Below are 17,742 nucleotides of genomic sequence, written 5' to 3'. Positions count from 1 at the left end.
CGCGTTAGCTTAAAATAAACCTGATGACTTTTCGGCGACATCTCCGAGTACACGTGATCAAAATATCAATAAAACCTTTGAGCAATTTAAATCAGAAAGAACGATTGTTGAGAATAATTTAGATAATTCAGACTTTAATATTTATAGTCTTCAAAAATGGGATGAGATGAAGAAAAGCCACGCTCCTGATATCATTGTTCATTATCCTGACGGCTCATTCACTAAAGGTTTGGCTGCCCATATTGAAAAATCGAAAAAAATATTTCAGTTTGCGCCGGATACCAGAAATCTAATTTACCATGTACGTATAGGCCAAGGTAAATATACCGCAGTAACCGGTGTTTGGCGTGGTACATTTACTCAGCCGATGGTGTTAGCAGATGGTACGGTTATTCAACCAAACGGTAAAATTTAGAGCTTGAAATGGCAACGATTCTACGTTGGAATGAAAATGGTACCATGGATGAAGAGTGGTTATTCTATGGTGATTATACCTTTATGAATCAATTAGGTTTATTAAAATAATCGATGATATTATCGGTTGATGACTGATTAAAACGCAACCGGCTTAATCGCCGGTGTGCGTTTTTTATTAAATATTGTTTCTTCATGATTTTGATTAATCGTCTGATTTGTTGGTAAAGTATTCAATTGATTATCGTTTTGTGGTAAATAGGGGCTAATATTAGTGTAATGATATGCCTGCGAGTGATATTCAAACGATGGATGATGTTTTCTTCGACAATTATTTTGCTCATTTATAATCGATTGTTTATGCTAAATATTCCTAATTTGGATAGGGATCGTCATTATGCTAAACTGTCTGCAACTGTTTTAGTGTTGAGAGCGTTATGAATCCATCATCTATTGACTACCTTGTTATCGGTCAGCGCTTACGAGCTTATCGTATTGCCGCATCATTACGCGCTGAAGATGTCGCAGAAAATTTGAAAATCTCTCGGGCTGCGGTCTATCGGCTTGAAAAGGGTGAGATAGTTAAGATAGAAACGCTTGATCGCTTAGCTGCTTTACTCGGTACATCACTCACCAGCTTATTGGGCGTGGATGTTGAATACTACTCATCTGGTGATGGATTTTTTGAGAGAATGCGGCAACTTGAAGAACAATCTTCCGATATATACTCTCATTTTGATCCTTTCTCATTTTTATTGACGTCACCCGACTATCTTACCCATTTACGCAGTATGTTGTATGAGTCTGCTAATCATAGCACCAAAGAGATTGAAAAAATTGAAAGCGCTTTAGCTATTTTGCAAGAACGTAAATCACATTTAACCGCACATTTTCCCAAAGTCATCAATCTGGTGGGTCTACAGCAAATTGAACGCTTTCTACATTTAGGTTTAGTCGGAAGCTTAAATATTCCGCCGAGCACGAAAATGCAAAGGACATTGTTAGCCAGAAAAGAGGTGGAACACCTGATCCATTTAATTGAAGATCAGCGAAGTTCATTACAGTTAGCGATTACACCGGAAGTTGTGCCTTCTTCGACATTTCAAATTTTCTATCAGCATGACAAACCCTTATCACTTGGACTGAGTCCATTTAGATTGGGTGAGTTTCCTAATGTGACAACAGGTATTGCCTCAATTACCTCATCGCAAGAAGCCATTACACGCTATCGACATCTATTTGATCGTTTGTGGCAAACTAGCGTTAAAGCGGGGCAGGCGATTGATCTATTAAGAAAAACATTAGAACGTTATTAATAAGTACGTCAAAATAATCATAACCACTATGATAGTGGAGATAATATAAAATACCCCCATAACTTGTACGAGGTGATAGTGATGTCTGAAAAAGAGAAAATGTTATCAGGGCAATTATATGATGCCAACTACGATGAACAGTTGATTGCCGAAAGAAATCAGTGTAAGGATTTATGCTTTGAATTTAATCAGATCAAACCATCAGACATCAAAGCGCAACAAAAAGTAATAAGAGCACTGTTTGGTCAGATAAAAAGTACATTTACTATCACTGCGCCATTTTGGTGTGATTATGGATATAATATTGAAATTGGTGATAATTTTTATACCAATCATCACTGTACTATTTTAGATGCGGCTAAAGTCACATTTGGCAACAATGTGTTTATTGCGCCCAACTGCGGTTTTTATACTTCAGGTCATCCCGTTGATGCTGAAAAACGAAACCAAGGACTGGAATATGCCTATCCAATAACCGTGGGGGATAATGTTTGGATTGGTGCGGGTGTGTCAGTTTTGCCTGGTGTTACTATTGGCTGTAATAGTATTATTGGTGCAGGTAGTATCGTCAATCGTGATATTCCGGCGAATGTCGTGGCAGCGGGGAATCCTTGTCGCGAGGTGAGAAGTATTGCCGATGTTGATAGTTGTGCTAAAGATAAGTAACACTTTAGGAAAAAATAATACTAATACGGTTAATTATCATAGCAGAAAATTTAAATCAGATTGACCTGATTTAAACGGTATACTTGATCTCTAAACCAAACTAGCATATTGATTTTTTATTCGAAAATAATAGATCGATCGACTAAGCGATTGATAAACTAGTCTAGTGATTGAGTTATTTCGCTATTCCTTTTAAAATGTTCTCTATTAAAATGAAAAGTAAAGAGAATTCACATGTCAAAAATGGCGTCTTTAACGTTACAACCGGTTGGATTATTCTCTGGTACCATTAATTTGCCAGGTTCTAAAAGTGTCTCAAATCGGGCTCTGTTACTTGCAGCTCAGGCTAATGGCCGCACCCGTTTAACTAATTTACTCGATAGTGATGATGTTCGTTATATGCTGCATGCGCTTAAAGCTCTGGGCGTTCAATATCAGCTATCTGACGATAGAACAATTTGTGATATTCAAGGGCTTGGTCGCGCGTTGTCGAGTGATACACCTTTGGAGCTCTATTTAGGTAATGCAGGAACAGCCATGCGTCCATTATCGGCGACGCTGTGTTTGGCTGATAATAATCTGGTGCTCACGGGTGAGCCACGGATGAAAGAGCGGCCAATTGGTCATCTGGTTGAGGCTTTACGGCAAGGCGGGGCGAAGATTGATTACCTTGAAAATATAGGATATCCGCCATTACATTTACACGGTGGATTTATCGGTGGCCAGATTGAAGTAGATGGCACGGTGTCCAGTCAATTTTTAACCGCGTTATTAATGGCTGCTCCACTGGCTCAGCAAGATACTGAAATCCGTATTAAAGGTGACCTTGTCTCTAAACCTTATATTGATATCACCATCAAAATGATGGACAGGTTTGGCGTAAAAGTGGACAACCATGATTATCATACTTTTATGATTAAAGGCAAACAACAGTACCAATCACCAGGCCAATATTTGGTTGAAGGTGATGCGTCATCGGCCTCTTATTTTTTAGCAGCGGCCGCGATTAAGGGCGGAACTGTTCGCGTAACGGGAATTGGTAAACATAGTTTACAAGGCGATACTCAGTTTGCTGATGTGCTGGCCAAAATGGGAGCCAAGATCACTTGGGCGGATGATTATATTGAGTGTACACGTGGCGAACTCAACGGAATTGATATGGATATGAATCATATTCCCGATGCGGCAATGACTATTGCAACAACCGCACTATTCGCAAAGGGGCCGACCACGATTCGTAATATTTATAACTGGCGCGTTAAAGAGACCGATCGCTTGCATGCGATGACGACTGAACTTCGTAAGGTTGGCGCGACAGTGGAAGAGGGGCATGATTATATTACCATTACGCCACCACAACATTTACAGCATGCTGAAATTGAAACCTATAATGACCATCGGATAGCGATGTGTTTTTCACTGGTGGCATTATCTGATCAAACCCCAGTCACTATTTTAGATCCTAATTGCACAGCAAAAACATTTCCGACCTATTTTACTCAATTTAATAAAATGAGTATGGCAACATGAGATTGATGGTAACAAATTTATTGTTCAATAATAGAGATAAGAGAAAATGATACAAAAATCAGTTCCTGTGATTGCGATTGATGGGCCTAGTGGTGTTGGTAAAGGAACGCTTTGTCAGGCATTAGCCCAACATTTAGGCTGGCATTTACTTGATTCAGGTGCGATCTATCGGGTATTAGGCCTATACGTGTCAGAAAAACAGATTGCTTTTGATGATGAAGAGACTATTGCCGGTTGCGCGTTACAGCTGCCTTTATCATTTGAAACCACCGCTAATGGCGTAGCGGTTTTACTTGATGGTCAAAACGTGAGCCAAATGATCCGAACACAAGAAGTCGCCATGTTTGCCTCAAAAATTGCTATTTTGTCGAAGGTCAGACAAGCCTTGCTACAACGTCAGCGTGATTTCCAACAAGCCCCAGGTTTAATCGCCGATGGCAGAGACATGGGCTCCGTGATATTTCCTGATGCACCAGTGAAAATCTTCTTAGATGCCAGTGCACAAGCTCGCGCGGAAAGACGCATGAAACAGTTGCAAGAAAAGGCAGTTTGTGTTAAATTTGGTGAGATTTTGCAGGAGATAATTGAGCGTGATGACCGCGATAGAAATCGGGCTGTAGCGCCGTTAAAACCTGCAGTTGATGCGCTAGTGATTGATTCAACAAGCCTCAACATTGATGAGGTTTTTGAAAAAGCACTGAGTTATATTCAGCAGCAATTAAGTTAGCTAAACCGCTTCATTATATGGATATTCTGAAGTTTTTTAAACAACCCCATTAGGCAAGATGCCAGATGGCCGTTATTTTAATCTTGAAAAGTAAATAAATATGACTGAATCTTTTGCTCAACTCTTTGAAGAGTCTTTAAACCAACTTGAAACTCGCTCTGGTGGAATGATCCGTGGTACTGTTGTTGCCATCGATAAAGATGTAGTTTTAGTTGACGCTGGTCTTAAATCTGAATCAGCAATTCCTGTAGAACAATTTAAAAATGCCCAAGGCGAATTAGAAGTTAAAGTTGGCGATGAAGTTGATGTCGTACTTGACTCTATCGAAGATGGTTTTGGCGAGACTATTCTTTCTCGTGAAAAAGCTAAACGTCATGAAGCATGGATTACATTAGAAAAAGCAGCTGAAGAATCTGCAACCGTAATGGGTATTATCAATGGTAAAGTTAAAGGTGGCTTTACGGTTGAATTAAACGGCGTCCGTGCCTTCCTTCCAGGTTCATTAGTGGATGTTCGTCCTTTACGTGACACTTCACATATTGAAGGCCGAGAAATCGAATTAAAAGTCATTAAATTAGACCAAAAACGTAATAACGTTGTGGTATCTCGTCGTGCTGTTATCGAATCTGAAAATAGTGCAGAAAGAGAACAACTTCTTGAAACTTTACAAGAAGGTGCTGAAGTTAAAGGTGTTATCAAAAATCTTACTGACTACGGTGCATTCGTTGATCTTGGCGGTGTTGATGGTCTTCTTCATATCACTGATATGGCGTGGAAACGTGTTAAACATCCAAGCGAAGTGGTTGAAGTTGGTCAAGAAATTTTAGTCAAAGTCCTTAAATTTGATCGTGATCGTTCACGTGTTTCACTAGGTCTAAAACAACTTGGCGAAGATCCATGGATTTCAATTGCTAAACGTTACCCAGAAGGTACCAAAGCAACAGGTAAAGTGACTAACTTAACTGATTATGGCTGTTTCGTTGAGATTGAGACCGGTGTTGAAGGTTTAGTTCACGTTTCAGAAATGGACTGGACAAATAAAAACATTCATCCATCTAAAGTGGTTAGTCTTGGTGATGTTGTTGATGTGGTTGTGCTTGAAATCGACGAAGAACGTCGTCGTATCTCTTTAGGCTTAAAACAATGTAAACCAAATCCATGGTTACAATTTGCTGAAACCCATAATAAAGGCGATCGTGTTGAAGGTAAAATTAAGTCAATCACTGACTTTGGTATCTTTATCGGCCTTGAAGGTGGCATTGATGGTTTAGTTCACTTATCTGATATCTCTTGGAATCAACCAGGTGAAGAAACTGTTAAACAGTACAAAAAAGGTGATGATATTGCCGCTGTTGTATTACAAGTTGATGCAGAGCGTGAACGTATCTCTTTAGGTGTTAAACAGTTAGAAGAAGATCCATTTAACAACTTCTCAACTGTACACAAGAAAGGTTCAATTGTTAAAGGTACTGTGACTGCTGTTGATGCAAAAGGTGCAACAATCGAACTTTCTGATGGCATCGAAGGTTATTTGAAAGCACAGGATATTTCTCGTGAACGTATCGAAGATGCATCACAAGTGATGAAAGTGGGTGATGAAGTTGAAGCGAAAGTGATCAATATTGATCGTAAGACTCGCGCAGTTTCACTTTCTATCCGTGCTAAAGACGAAGCGGACGAAAAAGAAGCAATCGCTGTTGTAAACAATGCGCCAAAACAAGATGAAGCGTCATTTACCAACGCAATGGCAGAAGCCTTCAAAGCAGCATCTAAAACTGAGTAGTATTTAAATTCGAGGGGGCAACCCCTCTTTTTAAAATCTCGCATAATAATAAAGACTTAGAGTAAAAAGTCGCCAAAAGGAGATAGTTATGAATAGATCTGATTTAACGGAGAAACTCGCTAATTGGCGTACGCATCTTCCTGTTCAGGTTGTTGATGAAGCTGTTCGTGATATTATTGAACAAATGGCATCAGCAATGGAAAGAAATGATCGCGTTGAAATTCGTGGCTTTGGCAGTTTTGCGTTAAATTATCGTGCACCTCGCAAGGCGCGTAATCCTCGAACTGGTGGGCAAGTGGCAGTGAAGCAAAAATATATTCCACACTTTAAACCAGGTAAAGAGTTACGTGAACGTGTCGATAGCGCGGAAAGTTAAACTTTATTTTATTTATTGCTAATATAAATAAAGCCCCTTATATGTAGATATAAGGGCTTTTTTTTATCTGTTTATTGTTGATAAACCATAGATTAATCATTTTATCCCACCAATAGCTTAGATTCTTTTTAATCGATTAACACGTCATTTAGTCTCTTAAATTATGATAGTACAAGAGATCTCTTGAATCCTATTTATATCAAAAAAGAAAATCGACTATTTATGCTGAGAGTAACATAACAGCGTCGATAGTCTGTTTTAGCTCACAAAGAAAGTAACTGGCAAAATCGTCTTTTTGGACTTCATCTAATTGAAAATCAATCAGGATATCGCAGTATTAGCATTTATTGTGGGTAGTAGCTTGCTACTTTTTTTACCTACACTGATTACTGGCTATCTATTTATCGGCTTAAGTCTTGTTTTGTTTTGCCTGTTTATGATTCAGTGGTTATATCATTGTCATTTTTGGCTACTCTCTTTTATCAGTTTTAGTTTGTTTGGTTTACTATGGTCATGTTTTTCTGCACAGCAGGTGCTTGATAATGCAAGGCCCTATGCTGATCAAACGGTGACCGCTTTAGCAATAATCAAAACGATCAATATTGATGCTGCTCGTTCCTCACAATTATCTTCAGCTCAGCCGTTAAACCAATCCATTTTACTTGAACTGATACAAATTAATGATCGTCAATTAAACAAACCAATTATTGTCAAAGCGCAGTGGTCTGATCCCTCGCTCGTCTTTTATGCCGGAGAAGTATGGTCTTTAAATTTACGATTAAAAGCAATCCATAGTCGGCTCAATCAAGGTGGCTTTGATTCCCAACGTTGGAGTTTAAGCCGCCATTTGGTTTTATCAGCAACTATTCAAGGTCAGACACATCGCATCTCAACAATGCTTTCGGTTAGGCAACAGGTTGTCTCGTTTATAGTCGAGAAGATCGCTCATTACTCTCGCTCAGGTGTAATGCTAGGACTCCTGTTTGGTGAACGCGGTAATATGACTAAACACGAGCTACAACAGCTACTTCACACCGGCATAGGCCATCTGATGGCGATCTCTGGTATGCATATTATGTTATTCGCCTCTGCTGTTTTTTATCTTTGTAAATCTATTCAAAAATGCTTACCAACGCGCTATATCTCGCTACGTTTTCCATTTTGGCTTAGTCTTATTGCTGCTTGTTTTTATGTTTGGTTATCTGGTACTAATCCACCCGCCCAGCGCGCTTTGACCGCTTTTCTATTAGTTTTACTCTGTCGTTTTAATGGGGTTAGCCTTGGTGCCTGGCAATTATGGTTACGTGTTGTCGCTGTACTGATTTTTATTAATCCCTTAGCACTTTTATCGGATAGTTTTTGGTTATCTTGTTTTGCGGTCGCGAGTTTAATTTTTCTTTATCAGTGGTTTCCGTTATCTCTCCGATTATCCAATAAGAGGTTAGATTATTTTTTACGATTATGTCATTTGCAATTGGGATTATTACTGCTTCTGCTCCCCATACAAATCACCATTTTTAATGGTATCAGTCTCGTCAGTTTAGTGACTAATTTGATCGCAATTCCTTTGATGAGCCTGATCATTCTACCACTGCTATTTTTATCTATGCTGCTGTCATTATTGGGTTTGGACTTTTTATCACAACACATTTGGTGGTTAGCCAATTTTACGCTTGAGATGCTATTTTTGATGGCTGATAAGATTCAAGGGAGTTGGCTAAATATTTCTCACAATTATCGCTATATCAGCCTGATTGGTTGGATAGGTATTATTTTTGGCAATATTCGTTTATGGCGTTATTTTAGTCTCACATTATGTTTAGTTTTTTTATTAATGATATCTCCATTTTTTCAATCAGCAGGTTATCGATGGCGCGTTGATATGCTTGACGTTGGGCATGGACTGGCGATTGTGATTCGTCAAGGCCGTTCCGCCGTACTCTATGATACTGGACAACGATATCAAGAGAGTAGTGAGGCTGAAAGACAAATTATTCCTTTTTTGCAATGGCATCAACTTGATCTGATACAAATTATATTGAGCCATGAGCATAATGATCACGCGGGCGGTCTTGCTATTTTACAGAAAACTTATCCGAATACCTCTCTGGTGAGTTCCTCATCCCGGCTCTCTAATCATCTTGATTGTCGACAAGGGGTAACCTGGCAGTGGCTGTCACTTAATTTCGAGATTTTATGGCCGCCTAACTTAGCGCAGTATGCAGTAAATGAGCACTCTTGTGTGATTAAAGTGAGTGATGGTCGCTTCAGTATTTTATTAACTGGTGATTTGGAAAAGGCCCAAGAACAAGTATTAGCGCAAAAAATGGTAACAACATTATCGACGACTATTTTACAAGTGCCACATCATGGCAGTAATACGTCATCCAGTTATGCTTTTTTATCTAAAGTAAAACCCGATTTAGCCATAAATTCCGTTGCGCGGTATAATCCATGGCATCTACCTTCGCCTAAGACGATAGGGCGTTATAATGATTTAGCTATCCCCATCTATTCAACCCATCAACAAGGTCAAGTTAGCTTCTATTTTTTTGCTGACCAATGGCAAGTCGTCAGCTTCCGTCAGCGAATAAAACCCCGTTGGTATCATGATTGGTTTGGTAGTTTACATAAATAAGGGTAGAATATGTCTGTTTGAATAAAAATAGGTAATAGTGTGAACGAGATTATTGATAAAGATTTTTCAACTTGGCAGACCTTTAAACGACTTTGGCCAATGATTTCTCCTTTTAAATTGGGATTGATTGTTGCAGCAATTTGTTTGGTGCTCAACGCGGTAGCGGATACCTCACTCATCTCCTTACTCAAACCCTTATTAGATGACGGATTTGGTAAGGCAGATAATAAAGTGATGTTAATGATGCCGTTTGTGGTGATCGGTTTGATTTTTATGCGCGGTATTGCCAACTATATCTCTACATACAGCTTATCCTGGGTATCAGGAAAAATTGTGATGAATATGAGAATGCAAATCTTTTCTCATTTAGTGAAGTCTCCAGTCGCTTATTATGACCAAAACTCTACGGGCCGTTTGTTATCCCGTATTACTTATGATTCAGAGCAAGTAGCCGCTTCGTCATCAGACGCCTTGATTGTGGTCGTCCGTGAGTCGGCCTACTTAATTGGTTTATTCGGTATTATGTTTTATAACAGTTGGCAATTATCACTGGTTTTGCTCATCATGGCGCCCGTTGTTGGATTGATTATTCGCTGGGTTTCAAAACATTTTCGCCATCTGAGTAAGAATATACAAAATAGTATGGGAAATGTGACTAGTACGGCTGAGCAAATGTTAAAGGGGCACAAAGAGGTCTTAATATTTGGGGCACAGGATGTCGAAAATGAAAACTTTAAACGTGTCAGTAATCGTATTCGTCATCAGAGTATGAAGATGGTTTCTGTCTCCGCGATGATAACGCCATTAATCCAAATCATTGCTTCGTTTGCCTTAGCGGCTATTTTATTTATGGCTAGCAGAGCAGAATTCTCCAATATTTCACCTGGTGCCTTTACGGTGGTTTTCTCAGCCATGGTTGCTTTAATGAAACCGTTAAAGGAGTTGACCAGTGTTAACGCTCAGTTTCAACGCGGTATGGCGGCCTGCCAAACACTGTTCCATTTATTAGATTCGCCTTTGGAAAACGATAAAGGCACGCTCAATATTGAGCGTGCTAAAGGTGATATCGAATTTAAGCAGGTGACTTTTACCTATCCAACACGAGAAACCCCAGCTTTGACAGATGTCAGTTTTTCGATTGCGGCAGGTAAGACGATTGCCCTAGTTGGCCGTTCTGGTTCAGGAAAATCAACCATCGCCAGTTTACTGACGCGATTTTATGATATTTCGCAGGGGGAGATTCTCCTTGATGGTCATAATATTCAAGATTATACCTTGCGTTCATTACGTAATCAGATTGGTTTAGTTTCGCAAAATGTACATTTATTTCATGATACGGTTGCGAATAATATCACTTATGGACGTCCAGAATGTTATACGCGAGCTCAAATTGAAGAGGCGGCTAAATTAGCACATGCGATGGATTTTATTGAGAAAATGGAGCATGGCTTAGATACTATTATTGGTGAAAATGGGGTGTTGTTATCTGGGGGGCAACGTCAACGTATTGCTATCGCCAGAGCATTATTAAGAGATAATCCTATCTTAATTTTAGATGAAGCCACCTCGGCGCTGGATACTGAATCTGAACGGGTAATTCAATCGGCCTTGGATGAGCTACAAAAAAATAGAACCTCTATTGTGATTGCGCATCGTCTTTCGACTATCGAAAAAGCCGATGAAATTTTAGTGATTAATGATGGTCGCGTGCTTGAGCGTGGTGATCACCAAACATTACTCGCTAAAAATGGCGCTTATACACAATTACATCAAATGCAATTTGGTGATGCAAAGTAATGCTGAAAAAGATATGGGCTGGTCAAAATAAATTGTATTGGTTACTTGTTCCATTTTCACTATTATACGGATTGATCAGCTATATTCGACGTTGGTTGTATCTTAAAGGGCTACTAAAAACATGGCAGAGTCCGGTACCAATTATTGTTGTGGGTAATTTATCGGTCGGCGGCAATGGTAAAACACCATTAGTGATTTTGTTAGTTGAACAGCTGCGTGCCAAAGGTTATCAGGTCGGTGTTATTTCAAGAGGATATGGTGGACACAGCGCACACTATCCTTTGCTGGTAACCACCGAAACGCTAACCACCGAGGCTGGCGATGAACCGGTGCTGATTTATCAGCGTACTGGCGTGTCTTTAGCCGTAGCTCCGAAACGTATCGAAGCAGTGAAATATCTACTGAGTAATTATGATTTAGATTTTATTATTGCTGATGATGGATTGCAGCACTATGCGCTTGACCGTGCCTATGAGATAGTTGTGATTGATGGTAAAAATGGCTTTGGTAATGGCTGGTGGATGCCCGCTGGACCGATGCGAGAAAATGCTAAGCGACTCAATGAGGTCGATCTGGTGGTTGTGAATGGTGACCTTTCTCATCAACTCACCTTACCCGCCCCAGTCCCCGTTGTGAATATGCAGCTTAAACCCGGTCTGGCGGTTAATTTATTAACCAAACAAACTTGTGATGTGTTGCTATTGCCTCATGTACAAGCGATGGCCGGTATTGGTTATCCGACCCGTTTTTTTACGATGTTAATGAATATGGGAGTGGATATTGAACAATGTCATCCGTTTGCCGATCATTATGCTTTTCAATCCTCAGACCTTCTGCCGTTAGCCAATCCGCAGCAAAATTTATTAATGACTGAAAAAGATGCGGTTAAATGTATGCCCTTTGCTCAGTCAAATTGGTGGTATTTACCTATTGATGCTGAATTAAATAAACCGATTATTGATATTTTGTGTGATAAACTGGGTGCGTAATAGCGTTTAAAAAAATATAATTGAAAAAGATAGGTGATAAAGATGGATATGCGTTTATTAGATGCAGTCGTTTGTCCTAAATGCTGCGGTAAACTAGAGTATGATAAAAATCATCATCAACTGATTTGTCATGATGATAAATTGGTTTATAACATTGATGATGGCATCCCTGTACTCTTAGAGTCTAAAGCCGTGGAGATACAAGAAGAGCGTGCTTGATTTAGATTATTGCGTTACTTTAAAGGTCGCCGTTTAAGTCAGATCATCATTGATTGAGGTGAGTATGATGCAGCAGTTTACTGGCTTTACCCAAGCCGGACTTAATTTTTTAGAAAATGTGAGCTTGTATAATAGCAAGCCATGGTTTGAGAAAAATCGCGGCATCTATGATAATGAGCTTGTTGCGCCATTTCGCGCTTTAGTTCAAGACTTGGCTGATGCAATGAAACTTATCGATGCGCAATTTGAAGTAAAACCCGCTATCGGGAAAACCATTTCCCGTCTTCACCGTGATACCCGTTATTCCCGCGATAAATCACGTTATCGCAGTCGCCTATGGATAACCTTCAAACGTCCAAGTCAGGACTGGAAAGAAGCGCCGGCTTTCTTTTTTGAGATATCTCCGGATAGCTACCGTTATGGTTTGGGTTATTACTGTGCTCCGAAGAAAACGATGGATATTCTTCGCGAGCAGATACGACAAGATCCGGCTGATTTCTTAGCGGTGGTGAAAACTTGCCGTAAGCCCTTTGAACTGGTTGGTGAAAGCTATAAAAGACCGTTGATTAAAGAGCAGGCTGAAAATATTGCTCAATGGTATAATAAGAAGAGTTTCGCTGTTATGGCCACCAGTCGTCATATGGAAGATATTTTTCAGCCGGGTTTGACTGATAAATTACGTAAAGGATTTAAACAACTCGCGCCGCTATATCATTACTTGATGCGCGTAGAGTTTATTAAAAATATTCCAGAATAGTTGCTGTATCTATGTAAGCGGTATAACAAGACATAAAAAAGCCCACTATTGTTGAAATAGTGGGCTTTTTTGTTGAGCAAGATATTGACCTTGATCGATTAATGATGCGGAAAGTTTACGACTAATTCTTGAATGCCGTTAATAATAAACTGTGTCCCCATACACACTAATAAAAAGCCCATAATTCTGGAAATGGCATCAATGCCGCTTTTACCGACTAATCGCATAATCGTGCCTGAGCTGCGTAAACATAGCCATAAAATCACACTGATAGCGAGTGGAATCAGGATTGAAGAAGCATACATCACCCAAGGCGTAATCTCAATCTGACCACTTTTGATGGTTGAGGCGGTACTGATAATCATGGCTATCGTTCCGGGGCCAGCAGTACTTGGCATGGCTAATGGTACAAAGGCAATATTATTAGTACTGCTTATCTTGTTCTCCTGAGCACCGTTATCAACATTCGTTATTTTATCATTAGTTGCAGGCGGAAATAGCATCTTAAAGCCGATAAAGGCGACAATGATACCGCCGGCAATACGCAGACCCGGTATCGAGATACCAAAGGCATCCATCACCAGATGACCACCATAAAAGGCGATGACCATAATCATAAAAACATACACTGAAGCTAATAATGATTGTCTGTTTCGCTCTTTTTCACTCATATGACCAGATATACCGAGCAATAAAGCAATGGTCGTTAATGGATTGGTGAGCGGTAGAAACAGGATTAATCCTAAAAATACAGTTTTAACTAATTCAAACATAGGCTAATTTCACTCATGGATTTAAAGGTTATTAATCCTAAATTTAGCATTATTTTATTGAATGTTATAGGGGAAATTGTGCTTGGTGCTGATAAGTGGAATTGAGTGAGATGTGATTAAACAGGTCTGTTAAAACAAACCTGTCGAATAAAGTAATATAAATGATTTACGTGATTAGAACGGTATATCATCATCAAAATCGATTGGTGGCTCTTTACTCATCGGAGCTGGTTGGCTAGCAGCGGGTGCTGATGACATATTATTGGCACTTTGTCCCCAATTTTGATTCGCTGCTGGTGCTGGTGCATCGCCGGCGTTACGTGAACCAAGAATTTGTAAAACACCGCCAATATTAACGACAACTTCGGTACTATAACGATCCTGACCACTTTGATCTTGCCATTTACGCGTTTGCAGTGCACCTTCAATATAAACTTGTGAACCTTTACGCAGATATTCACCCGCAATTTCAGCTAGTTTGCCGAAAATAACCACACGATGCCATTCAGTTCGTTCTTTTTGTTCGCCCGTCTGTTTATCTTTCCAGGATTCTGAAGTGGCGATACTGATATTGGCAACTGCGCCGCCATTCGGCAAATAACGAACTTCAGGATCTTGTCCTAAATTACCAACCAGAATAACTTTATTAATACCACGACTTGCCATGATGAGCTCCTAACTTTAATTTTTTAGTCTAGAATAAAAATTTTCCGGCATTGTATCATGATTGAAATATAAGGACATAGCGATAATTCAAAAAGGTCAATGATTGGAGGATATCACGCAATAAATAAGTTATCTTTCACTCATTACAGTGATAGTTAATGACTTAGGTTTGTGACCGATTAAATACTGCCCTTATTGGTGAATTTTTGGTATAATCTTAAGATCAACTTATGTGAGTAAGAGCCGTTATGTCTATTAAAAATATCGAAATTCGTGGTGCAAGAACACACAACCTCAAAAATATTAATTTAACAATTCCGCGAGATAAGTTAGTGATTATTACGGGATTATCGGGTTCCGGTAAATCATCGCTCGCATTTGACACATTATATGCAGAAGGACAACGCCGTTACGTCGAATCATTATCGGCTTATGCACGTCAGTTTCTGTCGTTGATGGAAAAGCCGGATGTCGATCATATTGAGGGTCTCTCGCCGGCGATTTCAATCGAACAAAAGTCGACCTCACATAATCCGCGTTCAACCGTCGGTACCATTACCGAAATTTATGATTATTTACGTCTTTTGTTTGCACGGGTCGGTGAACCACGCTGTCCAAATCATCATCTGCCTTTAAAAGCACAAACAATTTCACAGATGGTCGATACCATCATGAACTTATCTACGGATCATCGTTATATGATTCTGGCGCCTGTGATTAAAGAGAGAAAGGGTGAGTATGTTAAGTTATTTGAACAGCTCGCCAGTAGTGGTTATATTCGTGTTCGCGTAGATGGTGAGATTTATGATTTATCTCAGCCGCCAGAATTAGAGCTACAGAAAAAACATACCATTGAAGTGGTGATAGATCGATTTAGAATCAGAGAAGATCTTAAACCTAGATTGGCCGAATCGCTGCAAGCTGCGCTCGATTTAACCAATGGTGTGGTCACGGTAGCTAATTTAGACGATGCTTCACAACCTGAGGTATTATTCTCCGCCAATTTTGCTTGCCCTATTTGTGGCTATAGTATTGCTGAACTTGAACCACGACTATTCTCATTTAACAATCCAGCGGGTGCCTGCCCTGAATGTGATGGCTTAGGTATTCAGCAATATTTTGATCCGAAACGTATTATCCAGATGCCCGAAGTGTCATTATCAGCAGGTGCTATTCGTGGATGGGATCGTCGTAATTTCTATTATTTTCAGATGATGAAATCACTCGCGGATCACTATCATTTTGATATTGATACGCCGTTTCAGGATTTGGCTAAAGAGATACAGCATGTTGTGCTACAAGGATCGGGCGAAACTGAAATTCAATTTAAATATACCAATGACAGGGGGGACGTGGTCATGCGACGTCATCCGTTTGAGGGTGTTTTAAATAATTTGAGTCGCCGTTATCGAGAAACAGACTCTCAAACCATACGCGAAGAGCTGTCTAAGTTTATCAGCCATCGTACTTGTCCCGTTTGTCAAGGGTCAAGATTATGTATTGAAGCCCGCAATGTGTTTATTCATGATACTAATCTGCCAACAATTACTGAACTCAGCATTCATAAAGCAAAAGATTTCTTTGATGGTTTAAACTTGACCGGGCAAAGTGCGCAGATTGCCGATAAGATACTGAAAGAGATCAATGATCGTTTACAATTTTTAATCAACGTCGGTTTAGATTACCTAGCGCTATCTCGTTCAGCTGAAACCTTATCCGGCGGGGAAGCACAGCGTATTCGCTTAGCCAGTCAAATTGGTGCCGGCCTGGTTGGTGTCATGTATGTGCTGGATGAACCCTCGATTGGTTTGCATCAGCGCGATAACTCCAGATTAATCGAAACCTTAATTCATCTTCGTGATTTAGGGAATACCGTGATTGTGGTCGAACACGATGAAGAAGCAATACTGGCTGCGGATTATGTGATTGATATTGGTCCTGGTGCAGGCGTGCATGGGGGGAATATCGTCGCGCAAGGTACACCTGCTCAGATTATGGCGGATCCAAATTCATTGACCGGTAAGTTTTTATCTGGTCAGGAGTCTATTACTATTCCACAAGAGCGGGTGAAACCCGATGCTAAGCGCATGCTAAGTTTGGTTGGGGCAACCGGTAATAATCTTAAAAATGTGACCTTGAATATTCCGGTCGGATTATTTACTTGTGTGACTGGCGTATCCGGTTCAGGTAAATCGACCTTAATCAATGATACGCTGTATCCACTTGCCCAGAATGAACTCAATGGCGCTGAAAATAGTGATATTGCGCCTTATAAAGCGATCCAGGGTCTCTCTTTCTTTGATAAAGTGATCGCTATCGATCAAAGTCCAATTGGTCGTACGCCGCGTTCTAATCCGGCAACCTATACTGGATTTTTCACCTCAATTCGTGAACTTTATGCTGGTGTGCCAGAGGCTCGGGCCAGAGGTTATACACCTGGGCGTTTTAGTTTCAATGTTAAAGGTGGCCGATGTGAAGCGTGTCAGGGTGATGGATTAATTAAAGTTGAGATGCACTTTTTACCGGATATCTATGTGCCTTGCGATCAGTGTCATGGTAAACGCTATAATCGTGAAACCTTAGAGATTAAATATAAAGGAAAATCGATCAACGAAATTCTTGATATGACCGTTGAAGAGGGGCGCGAGTTTTTTGATGTTGTGCCAATGATTGCCCGAAAATTACAAACCTTAGTCGATGTGGGTTTATCTTATATTACGCTAGGCCAATCGGCGACGACCCTATCTGGTGGTGAGGCACAGCGTGTCAAATTGTCTAAAGAGTTATCAAAACGTGATACGGGTAATACCTTATATATTTTAGATGAGCCGACCACAGGATTACATTTTGCTGATGTCAAACAGCTACTCAATCAGTTACATGTCTTGCGTGAAAAAGGCAATACAGTGGTTATCATTGAACATAACCTTGATGTGATTAAAACGGCAGATTGGGTGATAGATTTAGGTCCAGAAGGCGGTAATGGTGGTGGACAGATTATTGCTGAAGGAACGCCGGAGCAAGTTGCTGAAGTTAAAAAATCATACACTGGCCAATTTTTAAGACCGATTTTACAAAAACAAAAAAGTAG

Annotated in this window: 14 protein-coding genes and 1 pseudogene; 13 read left to right on the top strand and 2 right to left on the bottom strand. The window is 40.0% G+C overall.

The features are described 5' to 3' along the window. The first annotated feature begins 64 nt into the window (after positions 1-64). The 12 genes from RHO15_08810 to RHO15_08755 all read left to right on the top strand — a co-directional run bounded on the left by RHO15_08810 (position 65) and on the right by RHO15_08755 (position 13,212). Positions 65-415: an ester cyclase gene (locus RHO15_08810; GenBank protein ID WVD64993.1), complete on the top strand. Its 351-nt coding sequence runs from the start codon at positions 65-67 to the stop codon at positions 413-415. A 436-nt stretch (positions 416-851) separates the two neighbouring features. Further along, positions 852-1,730, top strand: a complete 879-nt coding sequence (locus RHO15_08805; protein ID WVD63564.1) for a helix-turn-helix domain-containing protein — start codon at positions 852-854, stop codon at positions 1,728-1,730. 81 nt (positions 1,731-1,811) lie between these two features. After that, positions 1,812-2,396, top strand: coding sequence for a sugar O-acetyltransferase (locus tag RHO15_08800; protein ID WVD63563.1), 585 nt, complete (start codon positions 1,812-1,814; stop codon positions 2,394-2,396). Between the two features lie 234 nt (positions 2,397-2,630). Next, positions 2,631-3,926: a 3-phosphoshikimate 1-carboxyvinyltransferase gene (gene aroA / locus RHO15_08795; GenBank protein WVD63562.1), complete on the top strand. Its 1,296-nt coding sequence runs from the start codon at positions 2,631-2,633 to the stop codon at positions 3,924-3,926. A 46-nt stretch (positions 3,927-3,972) separates the two neighbouring features. Continuing rightward, positions 3,973-4,653 (top strand): (d)CMP kinase, encoded by a 681-nt coding sequence (gene cmk, locus RHO15_08790; protein WVD63561.1) that lies wholly within the window; start codon positions 3,973-3,975, stop codon positions 4,651-4,653. A 100-nt stretch (positions 4,654-4,753) separates the two neighbouring features. Next, positions 4,754-6,436, top strand: a complete 1,683-nt coding sequence (gene rpsA, locus RHO15_08785) for a 30S ribosomal protein S1 (GenBank protein ID WVD63560.1) — start codon at positions 4,754-4,756, stop codon at positions 6,434-6,436. An 88-nt stretch (positions 6,437-6,524) separates the two neighbouring features. Continuing rightward, positions 6,525-6,812, top strand: a complete 288-nt coding sequence (locus RHO15_08780) for an integration host factor subunit beta (protein ID WVD63559.1) — start codon at positions 6,525-6,527, stop codon at positions 6,810-6,812. 310 nt (positions 6,813-7,122) lie between these two features. Beyond that, positions 7,123-9,450 (top strand): DNA internalization-related competence protein ComEC/Rec2, encoded by a 2,328-nt coding sequence (locus RHO15_08775; protein ID WVD63558.1) that lies wholly within the window; start codon positions 7,123-7,125, stop codon positions 9,448-9,450. Positions 9,451-9,489: 39 nt separating this feature from the next. After that, on the top strand, positions 9,490-11,247 hold the full coding sequence (msbA, locus tag RHO15_08770; protein ID WVD63557.1) for a lipid A ABC transporter ATP-binding protein/permease MsbA: 1,758 nt from the start codon (positions 9,490-9,492) through the stop codon (positions 11,245-11,247). Continuing rightward, positions 11,247-12,236, top strand: a complete 990-nt coding sequence (lpxK, locus tag RHO15_08765; GenBank protein ID WVD63556.1) for a tetraacyldisaccharide 4'-kinase — start codon at positions 11,247-11,249, stop codon at positions 12,234-12,236. The genes msbA and lpxK overlap by 1 nt, the downstream gene beginning before the upstream one ends. 42 nt (positions 12,237-12,278) lie before the next feature. Beyond that, complete coding sequence (locus RHO15_08760) at positions 12,279-12,455, top strand: Trm112 family protein (protein ID WVD63555.1); 177 nt, start codon at positions 12,279-12,281, stop codon at positions 12,453-12,455. A gap of 67 nt (positions 12,456-12,522) precedes the next feature. Then, positions 12,523-13,212, top strand: a complete 690-nt coding sequence (locus RHO15_08755) for a DUF2461 domain-containing protein (GenBank protein WVD63554.1) — start codon at positions 12,523-12,525, stop codon at positions 13,210-13,212. 98 nt (positions 13,213-13,310) lie between these two features. Here RHO15_08755 and RHO15_08750 read toward each other — a convergent pair whose 3' ends face one another. After that, entirely contained in the window at positions 13,311-13,985 is a 675-nt protein-coding gene (locus tag RHO15_08750) for a MarC family NAAT transporter (GenBank protein WVD63553.1), read from the bottom strand. Positions 13,986-14,159: 174 nt separating this feature from the next. Next, a complete protein-coding gene (locus RHO15_08745; protein ID WVD63552.1) occupies positions 14,160-14,651 on the bottom strand; it encodes a single-stranded DNA-binding protein in 492 nt (163 codons plus the stop codon). Positions 14,652-14,899: 248 nt separating this feature from the next. Between RHO15_08745 and uvrA the strand changes: the two are divergent. Then, positions 14,900-17,728 (top strand): annotated as a pseudogene (gene uvrA, locus RHO15_08740) (excinuclease ABC subunit UvrA). Positions 17,729-17,742: the final 14 nt, after the last annotated feature.

The organism is Orbaceae bacterium lpD01, assembly GCA_036251705.1.
Taxonomy (GTDB): domain Bacteria; phylum Pseudomonadota; class Gammaproteobacteria; order Enterobacterales; family Orbaceae; genus Utexia; species Utexia brackfieldae.
This window is presented reverse-complemented; position numbering and strand designations above follow the sequence as displayed.

Bases quoted from the DNA above. Each gene is read 5' to 3' on its own strand.
- RHO15_08805 (WVD63564.1), top strand. From the start codon at position 852: ATGAATCCATCATCTATTGACTACCTTGTTATCGGTCAGCGCTTACGA.
- RHO15_08800 (WVD63563.1), top strand. From the start codon at position 1,812: ATGTCTGAAAAAGAGAAAATGTTATCAGGGCAATTATATGATGCCAAC.
- aroA (WVD63562.1), top strand. From the start codon at position 2,631: ATGTCAAAAATGGCGTCTTTAACGTTACAACCGGTTGGATTATTCTCT.
- cmk (WVD63561.1), top strand. From the start codon at position 3,973: ATGATACAAAAATCAGTTCCTGTGATTGCGATTGATGGGCCTAGTGGT.
- rpsA (WVD63560.1), top strand. From the start codon at position 4,754: ATGACTGAATCTTTTGCTCAACTCTTTGAAGAGTCTTTAAACCAACTT.
- RHO15_08780 (WVD63559.1), top strand. From the start codon at position 6,525: ATGAATAGATCTGATTTAACGGAGAAACTCGCTAATTGGCGTACGCAT.
- lpxK (WVD63556.1), top strand. From the start codon at position 11,247: ATGCTGAAAAAGATATGGGCTGGTCAAAATAAATTGTATTGGTTACTT.
- RHO15_08760 (WVD63555.1), top strand. From the start codon at position 12,279: ATGGATATGCGTTTATTAGATGCAGTCGTTTGTCCTAAATGCTGCGGT.
- RHO15_08755 (WVD63554.1), top strand. From the start codon at position 12,523: ATGCAGCAGTTTACTGGCTTTACCCAAGCCGGACTTAATTTTTTAGAA.
- RHO15_08750 (WVD63553.1), bottom strand. From the start codon at position 13,985: ATGTTTGAATTAGTTAAAACTGTATTTTTAGGATTAATCCTGTTTCTA.
- RHO15_08745 (WVD63552.1), bottom strand. From the start codon at position 14,651: ATGGCAAGTCGTGGTATTAATAAAGTTATTCTGGTTGGTAATTTAGGA.